This window comes from Micromonospora sp. NPDC047762 (genome assembly GCF_043204655.1).
Classification (GTDB): Bacteria; Actinomycetota; Actinomycetes; order Mycobacteriales; family Micromonosporaceae; genus Micromonospora.
The window spans coordinates 17,275-41,408 of record NZ_JBIDCQ010000018.1; the positions used below are offsets into that span (position 1 = coordinate 17,275).

Annotated in this window: 27 protein-coding genes; 9 read left to right on the forward strand and 18 right to left on the reverse strand. The window is 71.6% G+C overall.

Going from position 1 to position 24,134, the window contains the following annotated elements:
* Positions 1 to 55 precede the first annotated feature (55 nt).
* Positions 56 to 916 carry a carbon-nitrogen hydrolase family protein gene (locus ACGF3C_RS33100; protein WP_393227713.1) on the reverse strand — a complete coding sequence of 287 codons (861 nt, stop codon included), beginning with the start codon at positions 914 to 916 and terminating at the stop codon, positions 56 to 58.
* Between the two features lie 77 nt (positions 917 to 993).
* Between ACGF3C_RS33100 and ACGF3C_RS33105 the strand changes: the two genes are divergently transcribed.
* The 6 genes from ACGF3C_RS33105 (at position 994) to mug (ending at position 5,393) form a co-directional block, all read left to right on the forward strand.
* The gene (locus tag ACGF3C_RS33105; RefSeq protein ID WP_355009969.1) at positions 994 to 1,566 is read left to right on the forward strand and encodes a helix-turn-helix domain-containing protein; all 573 of its coding nucleotides are present in this window, start codon (positions 994 to 996) and stop codon (positions 1,564 to 1,566) included.
* A gap of 81 nt (positions 1,567 to 1,647) precedes the next feature.
* The gene (locus ACGF3C_RS33110) at positions 1,648 to 2,571 is read left to right on the forward strand and encodes a TIGR04222 domain-containing membrane protein (RefSeq protein WP_357232913.1); all 924 of its coding nucleotides are present in this window, start codon (positions 1,648 to 1,650) and stop codon (positions 2,569 to 2,571) included.
* A complete protein-coding gene (locus ACGF3C_RS33115; protein WP_393227716.1) occupies positions 2,568 to 3,386 on the forward strand; it encodes a DUF692 domain-containing protein in 819 nt (272 codons plus the stop codon). The genes ACGF3C_RS33110 and ACGF3C_RS33115 overlap by 4 nt, the downstream gene beginning before the upstream one ends.
* Complete coding sequence (locus tag ACGF3C_RS33120) at positions 3,383 to 3,928, forward strand: hypothetical protein (protein WP_393227719.1); 546 nt, start codon at positions 3,383 to 3,385, stop codon at positions 3,926 to 3,928. The genes ACGF3C_RS33115 and ACGF3C_RS33120 overlap by 4 nt, the downstream gene beginning before the upstream one ends.
* Positions 3,913 to 4,674 carry an SDR family oxidoreductase gene (locus tag ACGF3C_RS33125; protein WP_393227722.1) on the forward strand — a complete coding sequence of 254 codons (762 nt, stop codon included), beginning with the start codon at positions 3,913 to 3,915 and terminating at the stop codon, positions 4,672 to 4,674. The genes ACGF3C_RS33120 and ACGF3C_RS33125 overlap by 16 nt, the downstream gene beginning before the upstream one ends.
* Positions 4,675 to 4,817: 143 nt before the next feature.
* Positions 4,818 to 5,393, forward strand: coding sequence for a G/U mismatch-specific DNA glycosylase (mug, locus tag ACGF3C_RS33130; RefSeq protein WP_393227748.1), 576 nt, complete (start codon positions 4,818 to 4,820; stop codon positions 5,391 to 5,393).
* Between the two features lie 64 nt (positions 5,394 to 5,457).
* Here the strand turns inward: mug and ACGF3C_RS33135 are convergent, their stop codons facing one another.
* The 3 genes from ACGF3C_RS33135 to ACGF3C_RS33145 form a co-directional block, all read right to left on the reverse strand.
* Positions 5,458 to 7,434 (reverse strand): ABC transporter ATP-binding protein, encoded by a 1,977-nt coding sequence (locus tag ACGF3C_RS33135; protein ID WP_357222932.1) that lies wholly within the window; start codon positions 7,432 to 7,434, stop codon positions 5,458 to 5,460.
* Positions 7,435 to 7,548: 114 nt separating this feature from the next.
* On the reverse strand, positions 7,549 to 8,316 hold the full coding sequence (locus tag ACGF3C_RS33140) for an enoyl-CoA hydratase/isomerase family protein (protein ID WP_393227724.1): 768 nt from the start codon (positions 8,314 to 8,316) through the stop codon (positions 7,549 to 7,551).
* 46 nt (positions 8,317 to 8,362) lie between these two features.
* Positions 8,363 to 8,590, reverse strand: coding sequence for a helix-turn-helix domain-containing protein (locus ACGF3C_RS33145; RefSeq protein ID WP_007462679.1), 228 nt, complete (start codon positions 8,588 to 8,590; stop codon positions 8,363 to 8,365).
* 216 nt (positions 8,591 to 8,806) lie between these two features.
* Here ACGF3C_RS33145 and ACGF3C_RS33150 point away from each other — a divergent pair, with 216 nt between their 5' ends.
* Positions 8,807 to 9,406, forward strand: coding sequence for a cadmium resistance transporter (locus ACGF3C_RS33150; protein WP_357260564.1), 600 nt, complete (start codon positions 8,807 to 8,809; stop codon positions 9,404 to 9,406).
* A 19-nt stretch (positions 9,407 to 9,425) separates the two neighbouring features.
* Here ACGF3C_RS33150 and ACGF3C_RS33155 read toward each other — a convergent pair whose 3' ends face one another.
* Positions 9,426 to 11,030 carry an ABC-F family ATP-binding cassette domain-containing protein gene (locus ACGF3C_RS33155; protein WP_091403713.1) on the reverse strand — a complete coding sequence of 535 codons (1,605 nt, stop codon included), beginning with the start codon at positions 11,028 to 11,030 and terminating at the stop codon, positions 9,426 to 9,428.
* Between the two features lie 263 nt (positions 11,031 to 11,293).
* Between ACGF3C_RS33155 and ACGF3C_RS33160 the strand changes: the two genes are divergently transcribed.
* On the forward strand, positions 11,294 to 12,217 hold the full coding sequence (locus tag ACGF3C_RS33160) for a neutral zinc metallopeptidase (RefSeq protein ID WP_357208612.1): 924 nt from the start codon (positions 11,294 to 11,296) through the stop codon (positions 12,215 to 12,217).
* 71 nt (positions 12,218 to 12,288) lie between these two features.
* Here ACGF3C_RS33160 and ACGF3C_RS33165 read toward each other — a convergent pair whose 3' ends face one another.
* The 13 genes from ACGF3C_RS33165 to ACGF3C_RS33225 all read right to left on the reverse strand — a co-directional run bounded on the left by ACGF3C_RS33165 (position 12,289) and on the right by ACGF3C_RS33225 (position 22,888).
* Entirely contained in the window at positions 12,289 to 12,648 is a 360-nt protein-coding gene (locus tag ACGF3C_RS33165; protein ID WP_357208453.1) for a hypothetical protein, read from the reverse strand.
* A gap of 65 nt (positions 12,649 to 12,713) precedes the next feature.
* A complete protein-coding gene (locus ACGF3C_RS33170) occupies positions 12,714 to 13,013 on the reverse strand; it encodes a muconolactone Delta-isomerase family protein (protein ID WP_357208455.1) in 300 nt (99 codons plus the stop codon).
* A 162-nt stretch (positions 13,014 to 13,175) separates the two neighbouring features.
* Entirely contained in the window at positions 13,176 to 13,823 is a 648-nt protein-coding gene (locus ACGF3C_RS33175; protein WP_393227729.1) for an acVLRF1 family peptidyl-tRNA hydrolase, read from the reverse strand.
* A gap of 193 nt (positions 13,824 to 14,016) precedes the next feature.
* A complete protein-coding gene (locus ACGF3C_RS33180; RefSeq protein ID WP_357230232.1) occupies positions 14,017 to 14,649 on the reverse strand; it encodes a LysE family transporter in 633 nt (210 codons plus the stop codon).
* A 504-nt stretch (positions 14,650 to 15,153) separates the two neighbouring features.
* Complete coding sequence (locus ACGF3C_RS33185; protein WP_357232429.1) at positions 15,154 to 15,753, reverse strand: TIGR03086 family metal-binding protein; 600 nt, start codon at positions 15,751 to 15,753, stop codon at positions 15,154 to 15,156.
* A 187-nt stretch (positions 15,754 to 15,940) separates the two neighbouring features.
* A complete protein-coding gene (locus ACGF3C_RS33190) occupies positions 15,941 to 16,387 on the reverse strand; it encodes a metal-sulfur cluster assembly factor (RefSeq protein WP_357232426.1) in 447 nt (148 codons plus the stop codon).
* 147 nt (positions 16,388 to 16,534) lie between these two features.
* On the reverse strand, positions 16,535 to 17,008 hold the full coding sequence (gene sufU, locus ACGF3C_RS33195; RefSeq protein ID WP_091403700.1) for a Fe-S cluster assembly sulfur transfer protein SufU: 474 nt from the start codon (positions 17,006 to 17,008) through the stop codon (positions 16,535 to 16,537).
* Positions 17,008 to 18,312: a cysteine desulfurase gene (locus ACGF3C_RS33200; protein WP_393227733.1), complete on the reverse strand. Its 1,305-nt coding sequence runs from the start codon at positions 18,310 to 18,312 to the stop codon at positions 17,008 to 17,010. Before ACGF3C_RS33200 ends, sufU begins: the two co-directional genes overlap by 1 nt.
* A gap of 20 nt (positions 18,313 to 18,332) precedes the next feature.
* The gene (gene sufC, locus ACGF3C_RS33205) at positions 18,333 to 19,106 is read right to left on the reverse strand and encodes a Fe-S cluster assembly ATPase SufC (RefSeq protein ID WP_007462702.1); all 774 of its coding nucleotides are present in this window, start codon (positions 19,104 to 19,106) and stop codon (positions 18,333 to 18,335) included.
* A complete protein-coding gene (locus ACGF3C_RS33210) occupies positions 19,106 to 19,432 on the reverse strand; it encodes a non-heme iron oxygenase ferredoxin subunit (protein ID WP_355009955.1) in 327 nt (108 codons plus the stop codon). Before ACGF3C_RS33210 ends, sufC begins: the two co-directional genes overlap by 1 nt.
* Positions 19,432 to 20,577 (reverse strand): Fe-S cluster assembly protein SufD, encoded by a 1,146-nt coding sequence (gene sufD / locus ACGF3C_RS33215; protein WP_393227736.1) that lies wholly within the window; start codon positions 20,575 to 20,577, stop codon positions 19,432 to 19,434. The genes ACGF3C_RS33210 and sufD overlap by 1 nt, the downstream gene beginning before the upstream one ends.
* Positions 20,578 to 20,666: 89 nt before the next feature.
* The gene (sufB, locus tag ACGF3C_RS33220) at positions 20,667 to 22,097 is read right to left on the reverse strand and encodes a Fe-S cluster assembly protein SufB (RefSeq protein WP_074312771.1); all 1,431 of its coding nucleotides are present in this window, start codon (positions 22,095 to 22,097) and stop codon (positions 20,667 to 20,669) included.
* Positions 22,094 to 22,888, reverse strand: coding sequence for a helix-turn-helix transcriptional regulator (locus ACGF3C_RS33225; protein ID WP_393227739.1), 795 nt, complete (start codon positions 22,886 to 22,888; stop codon positions 22,094 to 22,096). Before ACGF3C_RS33225 ends, sufB begins: the two co-directional genes overlap by 4 nt.
* Before the next feature lie 98 nt (positions 22,889 to 22,986).
* Here ACGF3C_RS33225 and ACGF3C_RS33230 point away from each other — a divergent pair, with 98 nt between their 5' ends.
* On the forward strand, positions 22,987 to 23,952 hold the full coding sequence (locus ACGF3C_RS33230; RefSeq protein WP_393227742.1) for a heme A synthase: 966 nt from the start codon (positions 22,987 to 22,989) through the stop codon (positions 23,950 to 23,952).
* Positions 23,953 to 24,134 lie beyond the last annotated feature (182 nt).

The following is a 24,134-nucleotide window of genomic DNA, read 5'->3' on the forward strand; positions in this document are numbered from 1 at the left end:
TACGGGACCGACGTGTCTGTTAACAGATGCGGCGGGTATCGAGCTGACGGCAGGCTCAGCCAGGCATCGACAGCCGGGCGCCGCCCTGGTCCGGCAACCGATCGAGAAGCATCGAGTGGGCCGTCCGGGTGGCCGCGAGCACTGCGGGATCCAGCGTCGCCACGAGCACCGCCGTGCCGTCGTCGGGGCCACGGGCCAGCACCCGCCCCTCGGGATCGTAGATGGCCGCACCGCCGTTGAACCGCCACGGATCGACGCCGCCGACCGCGTTGGCGAAGACCACGAACATCGTGTTGTCCAGGGCACGTGCGGCGTAGTAGAGATCCCGGCGGTGCTCGGAGCCGGCCAGGTATCCGCTGGGACACAGGTAGGCGTGCGCGCCGTCGAGGGCCGCGGCCCGGCCGTGCTCGGGGAAACAGCCGTCGTAGCAGATGCCGAGCCCGAGCCGCCAGTCGTCGACGAGCAGCGTGGCACCCCGGCCGCCGGGGCTGAACAGCTCCCGCTCGTCGCCCCACAACTGCTGCTTGTCGTACCCGACCCGCACCTCGCCGGTCCGGTCGACCACCAGCGCCGCGATGGTCCGCCGGCCATCGGGGTGCCGGACGGCCGCGCCGACCACCGCGGTGACGCCGGCCTCACGCGCCGCGACGCGCAGCGGGTCGAGCCGGGGATCCGCGACCATCCCGGCCGGGTCGGCCGCGACGTCCGTGCCGGCCGGGTCGGCGGCGAGAACCGGCGGGTGGTACGCGCAGAGGAACAGCTCCGGCAGGACGGCCACCCGCGCGCCCCGCTCACCGGCCTGGATGATCAGGTCGGCGGCGATGACCGTGTTGCCGGCGACGTCGCCCGGTGTGGGGGTGGCCTGGATGGTGGCCACCGTCAGCGGGGAGCTGGGCAGGGTGTGGGGCTGGGTCACCGGGCGATGGTAGTCGGCAACATCCCAAGCCGTACGTACGGTTTGCATGCCCCGAGCTGACCTGCGACGATCGACGTGTGCCCAGAGTAAGCCAGGACCAGCTCGACGCTCGCCGGCAGGAGATCCTCGCCGCGGCCCGGGCGTGTTTCGCCCGGCTCGGCTACGAGGGGGCGACCGTACGCCGCCTCGAAGAGGCCACCGGCCTGTCCCGTGGCGCGATCTTCCACCATTTCCGCGACAAGGACTCGCTCTTCCTGGCCGTCGCCGAGGACGACGCCGCCGTCATGGTCGAGACGGTGGCCCGCAACGGTCTGGTGCAGGTGATGCGCGACCTTCTCGCTCGCGCCGTCTCGCCGGACACCACCGGCTGGCTGGGCAGCCAACTGGAGGTCTCCCGTCGGCTGCGCACCGACCCGGCGTTCGCCAAGCGCTGGGCGGAGCGGTCCGCCGCGATCGCCGAGGCGACCCGGGACCGGCTGGCCCGCCAACGCGACGCCGGGGTGCTGCGCGAGGACGTCCCGATCGACGTGCTGGCCCAGTTCCTGGAGCTGGCCTACGACGGCCTGGTGCTGCACCTGGCCATGGGCCGACCGGCCGGCGACCTGGGCCCGGTGCTCGACCTCGTCGAGGAGGCGGTCCGCCGGCACTGACCGCGCGCACACCGGTCTGTCGACCGTGGCGAGGCTGCTCCACAATGGGTCCGCCGATCCCTCCGGTGACAGGAGCAGTCGATGACCGTCCACGCCGCGTCCGGCGACACCTGGGGCATCTCCGGCCCGACCTTCCTCCGCTACTACATCGCCGCGGCCATCCTGGTGGTGGCGATCGTGGCGTACCAGCGGTTCCGTCTGGCGGTCGGGTCGAGCGGTGCCATGACCGCCGATCCCCTCGGACCACAGCAGGTCGCGTACCTCAACGGTGGCCCCCAACTCGCGGTGCACGCGGCGCTCGGCGGGCTGCGCGGCAGCGGCGCGGTCGGCGTACGACCGGACCGCCGACTGACCACCGTCGGTGCCGCACCGACCGGGCTCACCCCACTGGACCAGGCCATCCACTGGGCAGCCCACCAGCACTCGCGGGTCCGGGACCTGCCCCAGGACGAGCGTGTACGCGTCGCGCTGCACCAGATCCGCAACGGCCTGGAGGAGCGCGGGCTGCTGACCAACGACGCGCAACGCGCGCGGGCCCGCTTCTGGGCCACGCTCCTGATCGCCCTGCTGGGTCTCGGTGTGCTCCGGTTGGTCTCCGGCCTGTTCAGCGGCCGCCCGGTCGGCTACCTGCTGCTGACCCTGGTCGCTCTCCTGATCGTCACGCTGGTGCTGCGTCGGGTCCCGATGCTCACCCGGGCAGGTCGGGCCGCGCTGCGCTCCGTCCGCCGCCAGCACACCCACCTCGCCCCCGCCTCCGCGCCGGCCTACGCCACCTACGGAGCGGCCGGCGCGGCGATGGGCGTGGCCCTGTACGGCACCGCCTCGCTCTGGGCGCTCGACCCTGGCTTCGCCGAGCAGGCCGAGATCCAGCGCCAGGCCGCCGCCGGTAGCGGCTGGTCCGGAGGGTCCGACGGATCCTCGGGCGGTGGTGACAGCTCCGGCTCGGACGGCGGCAGCTCCTGCGGCGGCGGAGGCGGGTGCGGCGGCGGGGGGTGCGGCGGATGACCGGCCCGTCCGGCGTCGGCATCGGCTGGCGGCCGGAGATCGCCGGTTTCGTGGCCGAGCTGCCCGGCCTGCGCTTCGTGGAGGTGGTGGCCGAGGGGGTGCCCGCTTCCGGGCCGCTTCCGCCCGGCCTGACCCAGCTGCGGGACCGCGCGGTGACCGTCGTACCCCATGGGGTGCGGCTCTCTCTCGGCGGCGCCGAGCCGGTCGACCCGGCCCGGGTCGCGCACCTGGCCGCGGTGGCGCAACGCCTGGACGCCCCGCTGGTCAGCGAGCACATCGCGTTCGTCCGGGCCGGCGGTCTGGAGGCCGGCCACCTGCTGCCGCTGCCGCGCAGCTGGGAGGCCGTCGACGCGGTCTGCGCCAACGTCGCCCGGGCACAGGCCGAGCTTCCGGTGCCGATCGCGCTGGAACCGATCGCCGCGCTTGTCGACTGGCCCGACGACGAGCTGACCGAGGCGGACTTCCTCACCGAGATCCTCGACCGGACCGGAGCACTGCTGCTGCTGGACGTGGCAAACGTGCACGCCAACGCCCGCAACAGGGGTGCCGACCCGCTGGCGTTACTGGACCGCCTGCCGCTGGAACGGGTCGCGTACGCCCACGTGGCCGGCGGCGCGGAACACGGCGGTTTCTACCACGACACCCACACCGACCCGGTGCCGACAGCGGTGCTGGAGCTTCTCGGCGCGCTCTGCGCCCGACGGCGACCGCCGGCCCTGCTGCTGGAGCGCGACGGCCACTATCCGCCGGCCGTCGAACTCCGCGCCGAACTGGACGCCCTGGCCGCCACCGCGGGCTTTCCCGCCGTGACATGACGGGCACCCCAGAGGGCGGCAGCGCGCCGACGCCCCGCGTCGGGCTGGCCGAACGGCAGGCCGAACTTGTCGCGGCGCTGGTCGCCGGGGGTGAGCCACCGGCGGGGTTCGCGCCGGGCCCGCTGGCCGCCACCCGCGCGGCCCTGCTGCGCAAACGGGCCGGCGAGGTGGCCCGGCACTGGCCACTGCTCGCCGCAGGCCTCGGTGCCCGCTGGTCGACCGCCTTCGCCGAGTGGGCCGCCCGGCGACCCACCTGTGGATCGCTGCGCGACGGTTGGGACCTGGCCCGGGCGCTGCGCGCCCAGCAGGCGCTCCCCCCGGCCGCCGCCGAGGAGTTGGCCGTCCGGGAGGCACGCCTGCGCTACGACGGGCTTCGAGCGCCGCGCCCGCGCCGGGCGCCAGCGGTGGGCCGCGCCGGCGGCGCCGTCGCGCTGCAGATAGCCGGCCGGGTACGCCTGCTGCGCCCCGCCCCACGGCTGTCCACCCGTGCTGGCGACGGGTTACCGGATGCGGCAGGATCGGAGTTATGGATCTCGGACTGACCGACCGCGTGTACGTCCTCACCGGCGCCTCCCGCGGTCTGGGTTACGCGACCGCACAGAGCCTGGTCGCCGACGGCGCGCGGGTGGTGCTCTCGGCCCGCGACCCGGACGCGGTGGCCGCCGCCGCGCAGCAGCTGGGCGGCCCGGAGCACGCCGTCGGGCTGACCGCGGACCTGACCCACCCGGAGACCCCGGGGCAGCTCGTCGCCGCCGCCCAGGAACACTTCGGCCGGCTCGACGGCGCGCTGATCTCGGTCGGTGGACCACCGCCGGGCAACGCCGCAGCGGTCACCGACGAGCAGTGGCGGCTCTCCTTCGAGACCGTCTTCCTGGGCACCATCCGCGCCGTACGCACTGTCGCCAACGCCCTGCCCGAGGGCGGCGCGATCGGGTTGGTGCTCTCCACCTCGGCGCGTGGCCCGGTGCCCGGTCTCGGTATCTCCAACGGTCTGCGGCCCGGCCTGGTCGGGGCCGCCAAGGACATCGCCGACGACTACGGTCCTCGTGGGGTCCGGGTGGTCGGGCTGTTGCCCGGCCGGATCATGACCGACCGCAACCGGGAACTGTTCGGAGCGACCGGTGACCCGGAGCGAGCCCGCGCCGAGGCGGAGGCCGGCATCCCGCTGCGCCGCGTCGGCGACCCCGCCGAGTTCGGCCGGGTGGCCGCGTTCGTGCTCTCCCCCGCCGCGAGCTACCTCACCGGAATCACCCTGCCGGTCGACGGCGGCGCGCTGCGCGCGCTGTGACAGCCGAGCGGGCCCGACCCGCCCGCACGGTGACGCCGCCAGAGCCGGCCCCACACGACGACCCCAGCGTCGATCGACTCGCCATCACGGAAGCCGGGCTGTCGACGCGACCAGGACACGCCGACGTCCAGGAACCCGAGTCGATCGAGGCACGGCGTTCCGGCCCGACCCGGCCCTCCCGCGCGGACCTCGCGGCAGCCGCGGACCGGACGATTCCCGACGTCCTCGCTCCCGGCCTGGAGGTGCTCTTCGTCGGCATCAACCCGGGCCTGTGGTCGGCGGCGACGGGCTGGCACTTCGCCCGCCCCGGCAACCGGTTCTGGCCGGCGCTGCACCGGGGCGGGTTCACCCCCCGGCTGCTGCACCCCAGCGAACAGGACGAGTTGCCAGCGCTCGGGCTCGGCATCACCAACATGGCCGCCCGGGCCAGTGCCCGCGCGGACGAGCTGAGCACCGAGGAACTCCTCGACGGCGCGGCGATCCTGACCGACAAGGTGGCCCGGTGCCGGCCGCGCTGGGTGGCAGTGGTGGGGGTGACCGCCTACCGGATCGGTTTCCAGCGGCCCAGGGCCGCCTTCGGGCCGCAACCGGAGACGCTGGCCGACGCCCGGCTGTGGGTGCTACCCAACCCCAGCGGCCTGAACGCGCACTTCACCCCGGTCACCCTGGGCCTGGCGTTCGCCGAGTTGCGGGCAGCGACCGAGCTACCAGCCCTTTGATCGATCCGGCTTCCCGGGACACACCGACTTGCACGAACCCGAGTTGATCAACGCTGCGACGACGTCAGTTGGCGGCGGCCGGTGGCAGCACCTCGTCGGCGCGGTAGGTGCCCAGCGGCATGACCACCGGCTCGGCACCGGTCGCGTCGACGAACGGGGTGGGCGAGTCGGCGACCGCGAACTGGGTGCGGTACAGCTCGGCGTAGAGCCCACCGACGGCCACCAACTCGTCGTGCCGTCCCCGCTCGACGACCCGTCCGCCGTCCAGGACGAGGATCTGGTCGGCGTCTCGCACTGTGGAGAGCCGGTGCGCGATCACCAGCGCGGTCCGCCCGGCCAGCGCCACCGACAGCGCCCGCTGCACCGCCGCCTCGCTCTCCGAGTCAAGGTGAGCGGTCGCCTCGTCGAGGATCACGATCGACGGTGCCTTGAGCAGCAGTCGCGCTATCGCGATGCGCTGCTTCTCGCCGCCGGAGAACCGGTAGCCGCGCTCCCCCACCGTGGTGTCCAGACCGTCGGGCAGCGCCCGAACCAGATCGGCCACCTGCGCCCCGGCCAGGGCGGCCCAGATCTCGTCGTCGGTGGCGTCCGGCTTGGCGTAGCGCAGATTCTCGGCGATCGTCTCGTGGAACAGGTGCGAATCCTGAGTGACCACACCGATCTCGTCGCGCAGGGAGGCGAGCGTCGCGTCACGCACGTCCACGCCGCCGACGAGCACCTGCCCGTCGCTGACGTCGTAGATCCGGGAGATGAGCATCGACAGTGTCGACTTGCCCGCCCCGGACGGGCCGACCAGCGCGACCATCTGCCCCGGCTCGACGCTGAACGAGACCCCCTTGAGCACCGGTTCGTTGACGGTCCGGTCGAGGGTGGCGACCTCCTCCAGGGAGGCGAGGGAGACCTCGGCGGCGCTCGGGTAGCGGAAACGCACGTCGCGGAAGTCGACCCGGCCGGCGCCCAGGGGCACCGGTACCGCGTCGGGCTTCTCCACGATGCCCGGCTTGAGGTCGAGCACCTCGAAGACCCGGTCGAAGGAGACCAGCGCGCTCATCACGTCCACCCGGACGTTGGAGAGCGCGGTGAGCGGACCGTACAGGCGGGTGAGCAGCAGCGCGAGCGTCACCACGGTGCCGGCGCTGACGCCGCCGGTCACCGCGAGCCAGCCGCCGAGACCGTAGGTCAGCGCCTGCGCCAGCGAGGCGACCAGCAGCATCGCCACGAAGAAGGTGCGGGAATACATGGCGGACTGGATGCCGATGTCGCGGACCCGCTCGGCACGGTCGCCGAACCGGCGGGCCTCGATCTCGGGCTGGCCGAAGAGCTTCACCAGCAGCGCGCCGGCCACCCCGAACCGCTCGGTCATCGTCGCGTTCATCTTGGCGTCGAGGTTGTACGCCTCGCGGGTGATCTCGGCCAGTCGCTTGCCGACCCGACGGGCCGGAATGATGAAGATCGGTAGCAGCACCAGTGACAACGCGGTGATCTGCCAGGAGAGGGTGAACATCACCGCCGCGGTGAGCACCAACTGGATGACGTTGCTGACCACACCGGACAGGGTGGAGGTGAACGCCCGCTGGGCGCCGAGCACGTCGTTGTTGAGCCTGCTGACCAGGGCGCCGGTCTGGGTGCGGGTGAAGAACTGCAACGGCATCCGCTGCACGTGGTCGTAGACCCGGGTGCGCAGGTCGAAGATGATGCCCTCACCGATGCGGGCGGAATACCACCGCTGGGCCAGCGACAGCAGCGCGTCGGCGACCGCAAGCGCGGCGATGAACAGGGCCAGCCGCACCACGAGCCGCCCGGCCTCGGTGCCGCCCTCGTTGATCGCGTTGATCACGTCGCCGGCGAGCACCGGAGTGGCCACGCCGATGATGGCGGCCAACACCACGGTGGCCAGGAAGACGACGATGTCGCGCCGGTAGGGGTGGGCGAAATCGACAATGCGGCGGGCCACGCCGCGCTTGAGCCGGTGGGTGGAGACCTCATCGCGGTTGCGCATCGACCGGAGCATGCTCCACCCGGCCATGCCACCGCCGGACATCGGGTTGGACATCGTTCACCTCCGGGTTGCCGGGCAGACCGCACCGTCAGGTCAATTCTCCCGACGAGTGTGACAACCTCGGTCGTAACCCGGATCTTCCCGTGCGGTCCTTACCTATTCTCCAGTGCCGGCGAGGTCACGCAGCCGACGGGTCTGTGCCTCCCGCTCGGCGCGCTGCTGGTCGGCGTGCGACCGCCCGGCGGCGCCGGCGAGCAGCGCCTTGATCTCTACCACCGCGTCGCGGGCTCCGGAGAGCAGGCCGGCGGTCAGATCCCGCACCGCGCCGTCCAACTCGGCCGGGGATACGACCAGGGTGGCCAGCCCGATCCGGTCCGCCTCGGCGGCGTCCAAGCGGCGGCCTGTCGCACAGATCTCCAACGCCCGCGAATAGCCGATCAGCTCGACGAGGCGTTTCGTCCCGGCCAGATCCGGCACCAGGCCGAGGGTCACCTCGGCCATCGACAACTTCGCGTCCGCGGACAGCACTCGCAGGTCACAGGCGAGCGCAAGCTGAAAGCCGGCACCGATCGCGTGGCCCTGCACGGCCGCGACAGAGACGACATCCGGCCGGTGCAGCCAGGTGAAACCGGCCTGGAACTCCGCGATGCGCTCGGCGCACTCCTGCTCGGGCAGCGCGGCCAGCTCAGCGAACGACCCCGGACCGGAGGCACCCGCCACCGCGAGATCGAGGCCGGCCGAGAACGCGCGACCCTCACCGCGGACCACCACCACCCGCACGTCGCCGGGCAGGTCGCGGGAAAAGTCGCTCATCGCTCGCCACATCGCGGGCGTCTGGGCATTGAGCACGTCGGGCCGGCACAACGTCACCGTGGCGACCGGCCCGTCGCAAGTCAGCCGAACCCCGGTCGCCTCGGCGGTCACCGGACTTCCCGGGGCGCGGCGCTGGTGGACGACGCTGAGGGGCGGGTCACGCCTTCTTGCGGCGTCGGGCGCCACCGCGCTGACGCAGCTGCACGCCGGACTCGGTGAGCACTCGGTGGATGAACCCGTAGGAACGGCCGGTCGAGGCCGCCAACGCGCGGATGCTCTCCCCCGACGTGTACCGCTTTACCAGGTCCTTGGCGAGCGTCTGACGCTCGGCTCCGACGATCCGGCGACCCTTCTCAGTGCTGGTGGCTGTGCCAGTGGCTGCCATGCTGTGTCCTCACGTCCCAGACTGTGCGGTTCGGATACGGTCCCACCTATTAGACCGCCTCGAACGATCATGCGCCAGATATCAACTCTTCGCCAACCGACACGCTATGCAATGTCAGCTTCCCGATAGAGTGATCCTGGCGATGCGGCCCGCCGCGGCGTCCGGGCGTACCACCCGCCGACGCTGGCTGCTGCCGGCAAGCCGTAACCTGCCGTCGTGATCGACCTGCTCAGCACGGCGGCCGGAGCGGCAGTGGTCTTCGCCGCGACCGACATCGACGACATCGTCATCCTGACCCTGTTCTTCGTCGCGGCCCGCACCACCGGTCGGCCCCGCCCGTGGCAGATTGTCGCCGGCCAATACGTCGGTATCGGTGCGCTCGCGCTGGCGAGCGCGGTGGTGGCGGCCGGGCTGCTCGTGGTGCCGGACCCGTGGACGGGGCTTCTCGGCCTGTTACCGATCGCGCTCGGCGTACGCGCGCTGCGTCACTCCGACGAGGACGAGACCCCCACTGTCGTGACCGGAGCGCTCGGCGTGGCCGGCGTGACGATCGCGAACGGCGCCGACAACGTGGCCGTCTACGTACCTGTCTTCCGAGCCCTCGGCGCAGCCGACAGCGCGGTGTTCCTCCTGATCTTCGTGCTGCTCATCGCGCTGTGGTGTGCCGTCGGCGCGTGGCTGGGAGGACACCCACGGGTTGTCCGGCTGGTCGAACGCGCCGGCCACTGGCTGGTGCCGACGATCTTCATCGGCATCGGCGTGGTGATCCTGGTCAGCTCCGGCGTCGTCGGCCGGCTGGTGGACCTGCTCGGTTGAGGCCCGGCCAGAAGCTTGGTCAGGCCAGCTCGACAAGTTCGAGCAGGTCGTCGCTCCAGGCGTCCTCGTCGCCGTCGGGCAGCAGGATGGCCCGGTCCGGCTTGAGCGCCAGCACCGCACCCGGGTCGTGGGTCACCAGGACGATCGCGCCCGGGTAGTTGGCGATGGCGTCGAGGACCTGCTCCCGGCTGACCGGGTCGAGGTTGTTCGTCGGCTCGTCGAGCAACAGCACGTTGGCGCCGGAACAGACCAGGGTGGACAGCGCCAGCCGGGTCTTCTCGCCGCCGGAGAGCACCCCGGCCGGCTTGTTCACGTCGTCGCCGGAGAACAGGAAGGCGCCGAGGATCTTGCGCAGGTCGGTGTCGGACTGCTCGACCGCCGCGGCGCGCATGTTCTCCAGAACCGTCCGCTCCACGTCCAGCGTCTCGTGCTCCTGGGCGTAGTAGCCCAGCCGCAGGCCGTGCCCCGCGTGCACCTCGCCGGTGTCCGGGCTGAGCAGCCCGCCGAGCATCCGCAGCAGGGTTGTCTTACCGGCGCCGTTGAGCCCGAGGATGGCCACCCGGGAGCCCCGGTCCACCGCCACGTTGACGTCGGTGAAGATCTCCAGCGATCCGTACGACTTGGAGAGACCGGTCGCCGTGAGCGGGGTCTTGCCGCACGGCGCGGGACTGGGAAACCGCACCTTGGCCACCCGGTCGGCGACCCGCACCTCCTCCAGGCCGGAGATCAGCTTCTCGGCGCGGCGGGCCATGTTCTGCGCGGCCACGGTCTTGGTGGCCTTGGCCCGCATCTTGTCGGCCTGCGCCATCAGCGCGCCGGCCTTCTTCTCCGCGTTGGCCCGCTCCCGGCGGCGGCGCCGCTCGTCGGTCTCGCGCGCCTCCAGGTACGCCTTCCAGCCCAGGTTGTAGACGTCGATGACCGACCGGGTGGCGTCGAGGAACCAGACCTTGTTGACCACCGACTCCAGCAGCGCGCCGTCGTGGGAGATCACGATCAGGCCGCCCTTGTGGTTGGCGAGAAAGCCCCGCAGCCAGGTGATCGAGTCGGCGTCGAGGTGGTTGGTGGGCTCGTCGAGCAGCAGGATGCCGCCGCCGTTCTCGCCCGCGTCACGGAACAGGATCCGGGCCAGCTCGATGCGTCGCCGCTGACCACCGGACAGGGTGCCGATCGTCTGCGCGAGCGCCCGGTCCGGTAGGCCGAGGTTGGCGCAGATCCGCGCGGCCTCGGCCTCGGCCGCGTACCCGCCGAGGGCGGCGAACTGGTCCTCCAGCGCGCCGTACCGACGGACCAGCTTGTCGTTGGCGTCCTCGGCGAGGCGGGCCTCGACCTCCTGCATCTGCGCCATCAGCACGTCCAGGCCGCGCGCGGAGAGAACCCGGTCGCGGCCGGTGACCTCCAGGTCACCCGTGCGCGGGTCCTGCGGCAGGTAACCGATGGCGCTGCGCTGGTCGATCTGGCCGCCGTACGGCTGCCCCTCGCCGGCGAGCACCTTCAGCGTGGTGGTCTTGCCGGCGCCGTTGCGACCGACCAGGCCGATCCGGTCACCGGGCTGCACGCGCAGGGTGGTGTCGGACAGCAGGATCCGGGAACCGGCACGCAGTTCCAGGCCGGTGGCAGTGATCATGTTTGCGGGGCTCGCTCTCGGGGTTCGGAAGGCTGACTCGGGGCACGCGAAACGGCCGGCGGGCTCAAGGGCCCGACGGCGCGGGGCGGTTCAGCCTTCGCAGCGCAGCACCTGACAAGTGTACCGGGCGCGCCCGGAGCGCCTGCCCGGATTACCAATCAAGATCATCGGGTACCGGAACGCCTGTCCGGACCCCGTCCGGCACTCGATGGACGAAACGACACACAAAAGACACTCACCGGCATACGGCGATCGGGGTCACCATGGAACTCAACGAGCGGGCCGAAATCGACACCTCGCAGGTCAACGACGTGGGCCGCGGTGGTGGAGGCGGCGGAGGCGGCCTCGGCATCCCGATCCCCGGAGGCGGCGGTCGGGGCGGCATCATCGGCATCGTGGTGGCGGTGCTCGTCGCGCTGCTCGGCGGCGGTTTCGGCCTCAACGCCATGACAAACGGCGACGAGGGCGGTCAGGCCGGCGGCACCGACCTGGAGCAGTTGTGCTCCCGCGACAACCCCGAGCGTCTCGACGACGCGCGCTGCCGCAACGCGCTCTACGTCAACAGCATCCAGGCCTACTGGCAGAAGGCGTACCCGGAGTTGGGCAAGGGAGAGTACGAGCAGACCGACACCAACTTCTTCCAGGCCGCCGTGAACACCGGCTGCGGGCAGGCCGACTCGGGCGTCGGCCCGTTCTACTGCCCCGCCGACAAGCAGGTCTACATCGACCTGAGCTTCTACGACGAGTTGGCGTCCCGGTTCGGGGCGAAGGGCGAGTTCGCCCAGCCGTACGTGCTTGCCCACGAGTACGGACACCACGTCCAGAACCTCCTCGGCACCAACGCCAAGGCCGGCCAGGGCGACCAGAGCGGCCCCCAGTCCGCCTCCGTACGGCTGGAGCTGCAGGCCGACTGCTACGCCGGCGCCTGGGCCAAGCACGCCACCGAGAGCAAGGACAAGACCGGCCAGGAACCGCTGTTCAAGTCCATCACCCAGACCGACATCAGCGAGGCGGTGCAGGCCGCCGAGGCGATCGGCGACGACAGCATCCAGGAGCGCTCCGGCGGGCGGGTCAACCCCGACCAGTTCACCCACGGCACGTCCGAGCAGCGCAAGCGTTGGTTCACCCAGGGCTACGACCGCGGCGACCCGAAGACCTGCGACACCTTCGGTACCGACCAGCTCTGACACCCGCTCCGAGATCGTGGCAGGCCCCCGGTGGGCCTGCCACGATTGTCATTCCGGCCGTAGCTCCGGGGTCAGGTGAGCCGCGAGACCTGGTAGTGGCCGATGAGCCAGTCGTCGTCGACCCGCCGCAGGAGCACTCCGAGGTTGACGGTCAGTGCCGGCCGGTCGGTGAAGCCGAACTCCACCTCCAGGTAGCCGAGGACCACGTCGTCGGCGAGACGGCGGATCTCCCGGATGTCGTATGCGGCGGTCAGGCCGAGCGGCTGTCCGGCGTAGTACGCGGCGACGCCGGCAGGACCGACCGTGTACGGCTGCAACCCCTGAAAGATCGCGTCGTCGGTGAAGCACGCCGCGACCCGGTCGGGCTCGTGGGCGTCGACAGCCGATTTCCACCGGTCGAGGACGGTACGCAGAATCTGAGCGTCGGACATGATGATCTCCCTGCTGACGGACGTGTCCCGTGGCGTGCCTGTCGGGGCGGCGTGCCCTCGCCAGCTCAGCGAGGCGGCTGACCCGGGTCGTTCGGGTGCGGTGTCAACGGCGTCACGGTCTCGCGCCGCCAGGCGCGCAGCGGCATCGACGCGAGTACGGCTTCCAGCTCATCGGCGTCGTCGGCCTGAAACAGCCCCCACGTACGCCACTCCCCCGGTGCCAGCGGCGGCCGCCACAGCCGCAGGAGACTGCCCTGGGCGATCAGCTCGGCCGAACGCGCGGCCTCTCGCGCACGCATGTCGGCGACGCCGTCCTCCGACGTGCCGTCGGGCACCGTCGTCACCATGTCAACCAGAAACTCCACGCGCCCATCCTCCAGCCGCCGGCCGGACAGCACGCCGCGAACCCCGTTCTGGGTGGCGACCGTCTCCCCTCCGACGCCGCCGCGAGCAGGCCTCCGACGCCGCCCGTGCAGGCCTCCGACGTCGCCCGTGCAGGCCTCCGACGTCGCCGGTGCGGGCCGAGGTCAGTCGGGGTCGCGCACCAGGATGCGTACCGCCCGGGCCGCACCCACCGCCGCGACCAGCACCGCGTGCCGGGGCTCCGGCACGTCGAGCAGCCGCTCCGCCCGCAACGGCACGAGCGGGGCCAACCGTCGGTCGGTCAGCACCCCGTCCACCGCCCGCCGGTCACCGCCGCAGACCAACGCGGCGAGCGTCGCCACCTCCGGCAACAGCAGCCGTACGGCCAGGTCCGCCGCGTCGCCCAGCGCCGCCTTCGCCTGGTTGTCACGCCGGCGGGCGAACCGGTGCTGCGACCATCCCCCCGCAGCGGTGCGCCCCTGCACGTAGCGTGTGTCCACCTTGGAGACGACGAGGTCGCCGCCCTCGGCCACCCCGAGCGCCACCGCGCCCTTCCGCGCCAGCAGCAGGCCGATCCGGCGGGGCATGACAGCGGAGGCCACGAACCCGGCCACATCCGCGCCGGCCGGCGCACCCGGCGGGGCGTGCAGCTCGGCGGTCGCCCCGTCCGGGGCGGCGAGCAGTAGGCCGTACTCCCTCGTGCTGGTGCTGGGCGGGCCGTGCCGGTCAGCGAAGCCCTCGACCCAGCGGCCGACGCGGGCCGGGTCGACCTCGACCCACCGGCCTCCGCCGGCTGCGGGTCGACTGGTCATCGCCCGACCGTACGGCACAGCGAACCCGTCCGGGCCCCCGGGCGGCCCGTGATGCCCGGCCAGGGACACGCCCGGCGACACCGGTCGGGCGCCGTCCGGGTGGCTGAGCCGCCCGTGAACCTGGTCCGGCTCGGCCTGGACCCAGCGACCTCCTGCGGGGTCGGCCGCCGCGTCGGATGGTCGCCGTGGCCGTTCAGTCTGGCAGTAGCGCGGCCACGGCCAACGCGGCGATGAGCGCGCTGGAGACCAGGCCGGTGGCCAGCCGGCCACGCGGCCCGGTCAGCGCCCGGCCGACCACGGTGCCACCGCCGGCGATGACCAGCTGCCAGCTCGCCGACGCCAGGAACACCCCGGCCACGAAGAGGGCCACCGGCACCATGCCCGAGTCGGCAGTGTCCCGACGGCCGAGCACCAGGGCGGTGAAGTAGAGCACCGTCATCGGGTTCAACAGGGTCAACCCGAGCAGCGCCGCGTAGGCCCGCCCCGGAGTGCTCATGCCCCCACCGTCGCGTGCCGTCGGCGGTCGCCGCGAGCGGTGCGCAGCCCACGTCCGCCACAGGCCGCGCCCGGCGAGACCCAGCAGCACCACTGCGGCGACCACCCGCAGGGGCCCGGCGACCGGCGCGATGATCCCGGCCAGGCCCGCGCCGCCGAGCACGGCCACCACCGCGTAGAGCCCGTCGGCCGTCGCCACCGCGAGCGCCGCGGCCGCACCCACCCGAAACGACGTACGGGCGCTGAGCCCCAGGATCAGAATCGCGATCGCGCCGACGGGAATGGCGACGCCGTAGCCGGCCACGAGACCGGCGAGGAACGCGCCGCTCACGACGGCGGGCGCGGGATCGAGGCGGGCCGGGGCAGGCTGCGCTGTCGACGCACGGCAGTGGCCGCACGGACAGGAACCTGCTTCGGGTACGCCTCAGTCACACGCGCATCCTCCGCGCCGGACCCGCGCCCCCGCCACCGATATTCCGCCGCCCGCCGCCCGCCGCCCGCCGCCCGCCGCGCCCCGCGCCCCGCGCCCCGCGCCCCGCGCCCCGCGCCCCGCGCCCCGCGCCCCGCGCCCCGCGCCCCGCGCCCAAGATCCGAGCAACATCCCCGATGTTGCTGCCTCCGACACGCCGGAGACAGCAACATCCCTGATCCTGCGCAGATCTTGACGACGAACACCGCTTTTCGGAGATCGGAACCCGGCCTTGGCGCCCCAGGCCACCAAGATCGCACTCGAACCAGGATGTAGCGGCCTCGGCGACGCACCGAGGCCACTACATCGAGGACCGAGGGCGATCTTGGGGTGTTCTGGGATCGGCCGAGGGAGCGGAGCCGAACTTCAGGCGGCCAGTCGGGGGTCGCGACCGAGGTAGGAGAGCAGGGCGGCGACCTCGTCGGCCTCCGGAGCGGAGTCGATCGCCGGGGCGTACGCGCCGTAGGCCCGCAACGGCTCGACGATCTGCCGGGCCACCACCAGCAGGGGGCGGGCCAGTTCGGCGTCGAGCGGGGACGGCTGGCCGGTGGCCACCGCGATGTCCCAGGCGTGCACTGCGGCGTCCAGTGCGCACGCTATGGCGCCGACCTCGGCCGGCAGCTTGCCCTGAGGCAGCGGCGTGGGCACCTCCGGGTCGTCGTCGGCGACGCCCTTCCAGGCCCGGGCGGAGGCGTCGAGGGCGGCGCGCAGGCCGGCGAGCTTGTCACCGTCGACCCGACCGGAGGGTGCGAACGGGTCCTCCGCCGGCCCCGGCCCGCCGTCGATCGCCGCCGCGAAGGCGAGCTGGTCGCCGACCGCGTGCTGAAGCACCTGGGTGACGTTCCACCGCTCGCACGGGGTGGGCCGCTCCCAGGCGTCGGCCGGAACTCCCTCGACTGCCGTCCGAAGCGCCGCGTGCGCCTCTTCGAGCACGGTCCGCCACTGCCCCGCCGCCATCCCGCTCATTGTTCCGCCCTCTCCGCCGGCTTCCAGCGAGCTGACCCACCCGTCGCCGGAGCGGAATATTCCGCTCCGTTTGATGAGTTCAGCCTAGCAGACCGGAACGATCCGTTCCACCAATTTCGGGGTTGGCCTGGAAACGCGTCGAGCGCGGCACCCGGACGGGTACCGCGCTCGACGAAGTGGGATCAGTTCAGACGTTGAAGCCGAGGGAGCGAAGCTGGTCCCGACCCTCGTCAGTGATCTTGTCCGGGCCCCACGGCGGGAGCCACACCCAGTTGATCCGGATGTCGTTGACCAGGCCACCGCCGGGGCCGGTGGTCAGCGCCTGCCGGGTCTGGTCCTCGATGACGTCGGTCAGCGGGCAGGCCGCCGAGGTGAGCGTCATGTCCAGGGTGGCGACGTTCTCGTCGTCGACGTGGACGCCGTACACGAGGCCAAGGTCGACCACGTTGATGCCGAGCTCCGGGTCGACGACGTCCTTCATCGCCTCCTCGATGTCGGCGATCATGGCCTTGCTGACGCCGCCCGCAGGAGCGGCGGCGTCAGAGGTGCCGTCGGTCGTCGCGGCGTCGGTCTGCGGCACCACACTGGTGTCACCGGCCTCCGGCGTCGCCTCAGTAGCGGTGTTCTCGCTCATGCCGTCCCTCCGCTTCGCTCCGTGACGCCATGAGGCACCAACGCGCTGAACCACTGATTCGCTCGCTGACGCTCGCTCATGCCGTCCCTCCGCTTCGCTGCGTGATGCCGCAGGGCACCACTGTGTCATTCGCTCGCTGACGCTCGCTCACGCCTTCACCTCCGGGCTCACGCCCACACCGGCGCGTGCCGCGGCGTCCTTGAACGCCATCCACGGCAGCAGCGCGCACTTGACCCGGGCGGGGTAACGGGCCACACCCGCGAAAGCAACCCCGTCACCGAGCACGTCCTCGTCCGGCGTGACCTGGCCACGTCCGGACATCAACTCCACGAACGCCTCGTGCACCTCGAATGCTTCCCCAGCGCCCCGACCACGCAGCAACTCGTGGAGCACACTCGCCGACGCCTGGCTGATCGAGCAGCCCATCCCGTCGTACGAGATGTCGTGCAGCACAGTGCCGTCGGTGGCCACCCGGACGGTGACCTCGTCACCGCAGGTGGGGTTGACGTGGTGCGCCTCCGCGACCTGGTCGCCCGGGTCGTCGGCATCGCGCAGGCCACGCCCGTGCGGGCGCTTGTAGTGGTCCAGGATGATCTCCTGGTAGAGCTGATCGAGCTGCATCAGTCGAACACCTTCCGTACCTGCTCCAGACCGGCCACCAGAGCGTCGATCTCCTCGGTGGTGGTGTAGAGGTAGAACGAGGCCCGGGTCATGGCGGGGACGCCGAACCGGCTGCACACCGGCTTGGCACAGTGGTGACCCACCCGCACCTGCACGCCGAGCGAGTCGAGCACCTGACCCACGTCGTGCGGGTGCACGTCACCGAGCGCGAACGAGATGGTGCCGCCCCGGCCCACCGGCACTGTCGGGCCGAAGATCCGCAGGTCCGGCACCGAGCCGAAGGCGTCCAGCGCGTACGCCGTCAGCTCCTTCTCGTGCCACTGGATGGCCCGCATCCCGACGCCGGTCAGGTAGTCCACCGCCGCGCCCAACGCGACCGCCTCGGCGATCGGCGGGGTGCCGGCCTCGAACCGGGCCGGCGGGGCGGCGAACGTCGAGCGGCCCATGGTGACCGTCTCGATCATCGAGCCGCCACCCATCACCGGCGGCATGGACGCCAACAGCTCGGCCCGGCCCCAGAGCACACCGATGCCGGTCGGGCCGCACATCTTGTGGCCGGTGAACACGATGTAGTCGGCGTCCAGGTCGACCACGTCGAGGGGCAGGTGCGGCGCCGACTGCGAGCAGTCCAGCAGCAGCAGCGCGCCCACCTCGCGGACCCGAGCGGTGATCCGGGAGGTCGCATTGACAGTGCCCAGGATGTTCGACACGTGCACCAACGAGACGATCTTCGTCCGTTCGGTGACCAGGTCCTCCAGGCCCGACTCGTCCAGCCGGCCCTGGTCGGTGACCGGGAACCAGCGCAGAGTCGCGCCGGTCCGCTCACAGAGCAGCTGCCACGGGACGATGTTCGAGTGGTGCTCCATCTCGGAGATCACCACCTCGTCGCCGGGACCGAGCCGGAACCGGGGGTCGGCGTCCGCGCGCAGCGAGGCGTTCGAGAAGGCGTACGCCACGATGTTGATCGCCTCGGTGGAGTTCTTGGTGAACACCACCTCGTCGACGCTCGGCGCGTTGATGAACGCGGCGACCTTCGCCCGCGCCCCCTCGTACGCCTCGGTGGCCTCGGTGCCCAGGGTGTGCACCGACCGCGACACGTTGGCGTTGTGCCGCGCGTAGTGCTCGTCGAGCACGTCGAGCACCTGGCGCGGTTTGTGGGAGGTGTTGGCGCTGTCGAGGTAGACCAGCGGGTGCCCGTTGATCTCCCGGTCCAGGATCGGGAAATCGGCGCGTACCCGGGCCACGTCGAAACGCGGCACGTCGTCGTACTGCGGCATCCCCTCGGGGATCGCGATGCTGGTCATCTCGGCAGCGCCTCTTTCGCTCAGGCCTTGGCCGTGCCGGCCCCGGCGGCGTACCGCTCGTAGCCCTCGGCCTCGAGCTTGTCGGCCAGCTCCGGGCCGCCCTGCTCGACGATCCGGCCGGCCACGAAGACGTGCACGAAGTCCGGCTTGATGTAGCGCAGGATCCGCGTGTAGTGGGTGATCAGCAGCACGCCGGTGTCGCCGGTGTCGCGGACCCGGTTGACGCCCTCGCTGACCACGCGCAGCGCGTCCACGTCGAGACCGGAGTCGGTCTCGTCGAGGATCGCGATCTTCGGCTTGAGCAGCTCCAGCTGGACGATCTCGTGCCGCTTCTTCTCACCACCGGAGAAGCCCTCGTTGACGTTGCGCTGGGCGAACGCCGGGTCCATCTGGAGGCGCTCCATAGCGCCGCGCAGCTCGCCACCCCAGGTACGGAGCTTCGGCGCCTCGCCGTCGATGGCGGTCTTCGCGGTCCGCAGGAAGTTCGCCACCGAGACGCCGGGCACCTCGACCGGGTACTGCATGGCCAGGAAGAGACCGGCGCGGGCGCGCTCGTCGACAGTCATCGCCAGCACGTCCTCGCCGTCGAGGGTCACCGTACCGCCGGTGATCTCGTACTTGGGGTGGCCGGCGATCGAGTACGCCAGGGTGGACTTGCCGGAACCGTTCGGGCCCATGATCGCGTGGGTCTCGCCCGACTTCACGGTCAGGTCGACACCGGCCAGGATCGGCTTGAGCTCACCCTCGGGCAGCTTGACCGACACCTTCAGGTCGCGGATCTCCAGGGTGCTCATTATCGGGTCACTCCATTACTCGGCGTCAGGCTGAGGTAGATGTCGCCGTCGCGGACTTCGACGGGGTAGACGGGGACGGGTTCGGTGGCGGGCAGGCCGGTCGGCTCGCCGGTGCGCAGGTCGAAGCGCGAGCCGTGCAACCAGCACTCGAGCGTGCAGCCGTCGACCTCGCCCTCGGAGAGCGCGACAGCGGCGTGCGAGCACTCGTCGTACGCGGCGTAGAAGTTGCCGTCCTCGCCGTGCACCAGGGCGATCGGAGTGCCCTCGACGTCCGCGCGGATCGCGGTGCCCTTCGGCACGTCCTCGGTGGAGCAGAGCCGGATCATCAAGCGCCGGCCTTGGTCAGCCGGGCCTCGATCGCGTCGCCGAGGCTCTCCCGCAGCGACTCCACCGGGATCTTGTTGATCAGCTCGGCGAAGAAGCCACGGACCACCAGCCGGCGGGCCTCACTCTCCGGGATGCCCCGGGCCATCAGGTAGAACAGCTGCTCGTCGTCGAAACGGCCGGTCGCGCTGGCGTGACCGGCGCCGGCGATCTCGCCGGTCTCGATCTCCAGATTGGGTACGGAGTCCGCCCGCGCGCCGTCGGTGAGCAGCAGGTTCCGGTTGATCTCGTACGTGTCGGTGCCGGTCGCCTCGGCCTGGATGAGCACGTCGCCCACCCAGACGGTGTGCGCGCTCTCGCCCTGCAGAGCGCCCCGGTAGCCGACGTAGCTGCGGCAGTCCGGCACATTGTGGTCGACCAGCTGCCGGTGCTCCAGGTGCTGGCCGGAGTCGGCGAAGTAGACGCCGTACAGCTCGGCCTCGCCCCCGCGCCCGGTGTATTCCACGCTGGTGAACTGTCGGACCAGGTCGCCACCCAGGGAGACCTGGATGTGGATGACCTTGGCGTCCCGACCCAGCTTGATCTTCAGGTGCTGGGCCTGGACCGCGTCGTCGGCCCAGTCGGCGACCGTGACCAGCGTCAGCTTCGCGCCATCGGCCACGGCGACCTCGACGTTGTCGGCCAGGGTGGCCGACCCGACGTGCTCCAGCACCACTGTCGCCTCGGCGAACCGGCCCACCTCGACGAAGGTGTGACCGAACGCGGGCTGCTCGATGCCCTCGCCGACCACCCGCAGCCGTACCGCCTCGCCGAGCACCACGTCGGGGTCCACCCGCAGCAGCAGTGCGTCCGCGGCGGCACCGTAAGCCAACGCGCTGACCCGGTCGACCGGGATCAGCACGCTGCCGACGCGCTCGTCGTCACGGCCGACCCGGGTGATGGCGACGCCCTCGGGCAGGTCACCGTACTCGTGTCGGACCGCGCCGGTAGCGGCCGGCGCGTCACCGGTAAGGCCGCGCAGGCGCTTGAGCGGGGTGAAGCGCCACTCCTCCTCCAGGCCGGTGAGGGCCGGGAAGTCGGCGACGTCGTACGAGCGCAGCGCCTGCGACTTGGTGCTGGGCGGCGGCGCGGAAGCCTGGGTAGTCATGTCTTCCTTGGTCTGTCTGTTCCGTGACGACGAGTTGGGGCCGGGTGTGACGGGCCGAGGTTCCGGCCCGTCACGGGGGAACGGCGGCGTCAGCCGACCGCGCCCTCCATCTGAAGCTCGATCAGGCGGTTGAGCTCCAGGGCGTACTCCATCGGGAGCTCCTTGGCGATCGGCTCGATGAAGCCGCGCACGATCATCGCCATCGCCTCGTCCTCGCTCAGGCCCCGGCTCATCAGGTAGAAGAGCTGGTCATCACTGATCTTGGAGACGGTCGCCTCGTGCCCCATCGACACGTCGTCCTCACGGATGTCGACGTACGGGTAGGTGTCCGAGCGGGAGATCGTGTCGACGAGCAGTGCGTCGCACTTGACAGTGCTCCGGCTGTGGTGCGAACCCTCCAGCACCTGCACCAGACCCCGGTACGAGGTGCGGCCGCCGCCACGGGCGATCGACTTCGAAACGATGGTCGAGGAGGTGTGCGGCGCGGCGTGCACCATCTTGGCGCCGGCGTCCTGGTGCTGACCCTCGCCGGCCATCGCCACCGAGAGAACCTCGCCCTTGGCGTGCTCGCCGGTCATGTAGACCGCCGGGTACTTCATGGTCACCTTGGAGCCGATGTTGCCGTCGACCCACTCCATGGTCGCGCCCTCGTGGCAGACGGCGCGCTTGGTGACCAGGTTGTAGACGTTGTTCGACCAGTTCTGGATGGTCGTGTAGCGGCAACGCGCGTTCTTCTTGACGATGATCTCCACGACGGCGCTGTGCAGCGAGTCGGAGGAGTAGAGCGGCGCGGTGCAGCCCTCGACGTAGTGCACGTACGCACCCTCGTCGACGATGATCAGCGTCCGCTCGAACTGGCCCATGTTCTCCGTGTTGATCCGGAAGTAGGCCTGCAGCGGGATCTCGACGTGCACGCCCTTCGGCACGTAGATGAACGAGCCACCGGACCACACCGAGGTGTTCAGGGCGGCGAACTTGTTGTCGCCGACCGGGATCACGGTGCCGAAGTACTCCTTGAAGACGTCCTCGTGCTCGCGCAGCGCCGTGTCGGTGTCCAGGAAGAGGACGCCCTGCTCCTCAAGGTCCTCGCGGATCTTGTGGTAGACGACCTCGGACTCGTACTGCGCCGCGACACCGGCGACCAGCCGCTGCTTCTCCGCCTCCGGGATGCCCAGCCGGTCGTAGGTGTTCTTGATGTCCTCGGGCAGGTCCTCCCAGCTGGTGGCCTGCTTCTCGGTCGACCGGACGAAGTACTTGATGTTGTCGAAGTCGATCCCGGTGAGGTCCGCGCCCCACGCCGGCATCGGCTTGCGGCCGAACAGCCGCAGGCCCTTCAGCCGCAGGTCGAGCATCCACGCCGGCTCGTTCTTCTTGGCCGAGATGTCCCGCACCACCGCCTCGTTGATGCCACGCTGGGCGACAGCCCCGGCGGCGTCCGGGTCGGACCAGCCGTACTCGTACCGGCCCAGGGCGGCGAGCTGCTCTTCCTGGGTCAGGGGCTGGACGATCTGCTCGGTCATCTATCTGTCCTCACAGTGGTTACGGGATTACCGGATTGAGCACGGCCCGGCTGGGTCGGGATGTGCGTGGTGCACACCCCGTCGCCGTGCGCGATGGTGGCCAGACGCTGCACGTGGGTGCCGACCAGACGGGAGATGACCGCGGTCTCGGCCTCGCACAGCTGAGGAAACTCGGCGGCCACGTGCGCCACCGGGCAGTGGTGCTGACAGAGCTGGCCGCCAGAGGCGATCGTGGTCGCATTGGCAGCGTAACCCTCGCCCGTGAGCGCTGCGGCAAGTGCCTCGGCTCGCGCGAGAGGGTCGTCGCCCGCATCCTCCATGGCCGCCCGACAGCGGGACTCGAGAGCGGACACCTGCTCGGTGGCGAACGCCTCCACCGCGTCCGGGCCGCCGCTGCGGGCGATCCAGCGCAGCGCGGCGGTGGCCATGTTGTCGTAGTGGTGTGTGCCACAGCGGACCCGGGCGGCCTCGGTCAGCAGGAACACCTTCGCCGGGCGGCCCCGACCGCGACTGCCCTGCACAGGCTGCTCGCGGGCGTACACGTCACCATCCGCAAGCATCGCGTCGAGGTGTCGGCGGATCGCCGCCGGGCTGAGCCCGAGCGCCGCGCCAAGCTGCGCGGCGGTGGTGGCACCCTGCTCCAACAGCAACTGGGTGACCCGATCCCGGGTGGAGACCTCGGCCGCCGCCGGCCCGGCGGGGCCGACCGGCGTGGTCACGGCAGGCGCGGACGCACCGACGGCCGGCACGGCCGTCGGCTGGTGCCCGAAGAGCGCCGCCGCGTTTTTCACAACGCCAACGTTACGTAATTACCCGGAGGGTCGCAAACCCGGGCCCCGGTGATCCCAACCACCGCACTGACGGAGTCGGACGAACCTCGATCACTACGGTGCGTAGGATTTGCGCCGTGAACCGAATCGTCCGTCCGGTCTCCGGCATCCTGCTGCGCCGCCTCGCGCTCGCCTCGATCATCGCGAACGTGGGCATCGTCGTCACCGGCGGGGCCGTCCGACTGACCGCCTCGGGCCTCGGCTGCCCCACCTGGCCCCGGTGCACAGACGATTCCTACGTCACCACGCCGGAGATGGGCGTGTACGGCGTCATCGAGTTCGGCAACCGGATGCTGACCTTCGCGGTGGGTCTGATCGCGCTGGCCACGGTGCTGGCCGTACTGCTGCACCGGCCCCGCCGACCCGGGCTTCTCGCACTGGCCGTGGTGGTCTTCCTGGGCATCCCCGCCCAGGCGGTCCTCGGTGGCATCACCGTGCTGACCAACCTCAACCCGTGGGTGGTCGGGCTGCACTTCCTCGCCTCGATGGCCGTGATCGCCGCCGCGTACGCCCTCTGGCGACGTATCGGCGACCCCGACGGCCCGACCGCGGCCGTGGTGCCCGCACCACTGCGCGCGCTGGCCCGGGTCACCACCGGCGTCACCGTCGCCGTGCTGGTCGTCGGCACCTGGGTCACCGGCAGCGGCCCGCACGCCGGCGACCACGGCGCCGCCCGCAACGGGCTCGACCCGGAGACGATCTCCCAGGTGCACGCGGACGGGGTCTTCCTGCTGATCGGCCTGTCGGTGGCGCTGATCTTCGCGTTCCGCGCCGTCGGTGCGCAGCGGGCCACCCGCGCCGCGATCATCCTGGTCGCCGTGGAGTTGGGCCAGGGCCTGATCGGCTTCGTGCAGTACTTCACCCACGTGCCGGCGGTCCTGGTTGGCGCACACATGCTCGGCTCCTGCCTGGTACTGCTGGCCGCGCTGTCGGTGCAGTGGTCCACCCGGGAACGCCGCCCGGTCGCGCCGGCCCCCCAGGCCACCCCGACCGACGCCGCCGCCCCGGTACCGGTCACCGCCTGACCCGCCCGCGCCCCCGCGCCCCTTCGTTCGTCGCGCGCCCCGCCATCAGCACCCACGCGCCCCGCAGAGCCTGACCCCCACAACGAGCCCGCGCCCCGCGCCCCGCGCCCCGCGCCCCGCGCCCCGCGCCCCGCGCCCCGCGCCCCGCGCCCCGCGCCCCGCGCCCCGCGCCCCGCGCCCCG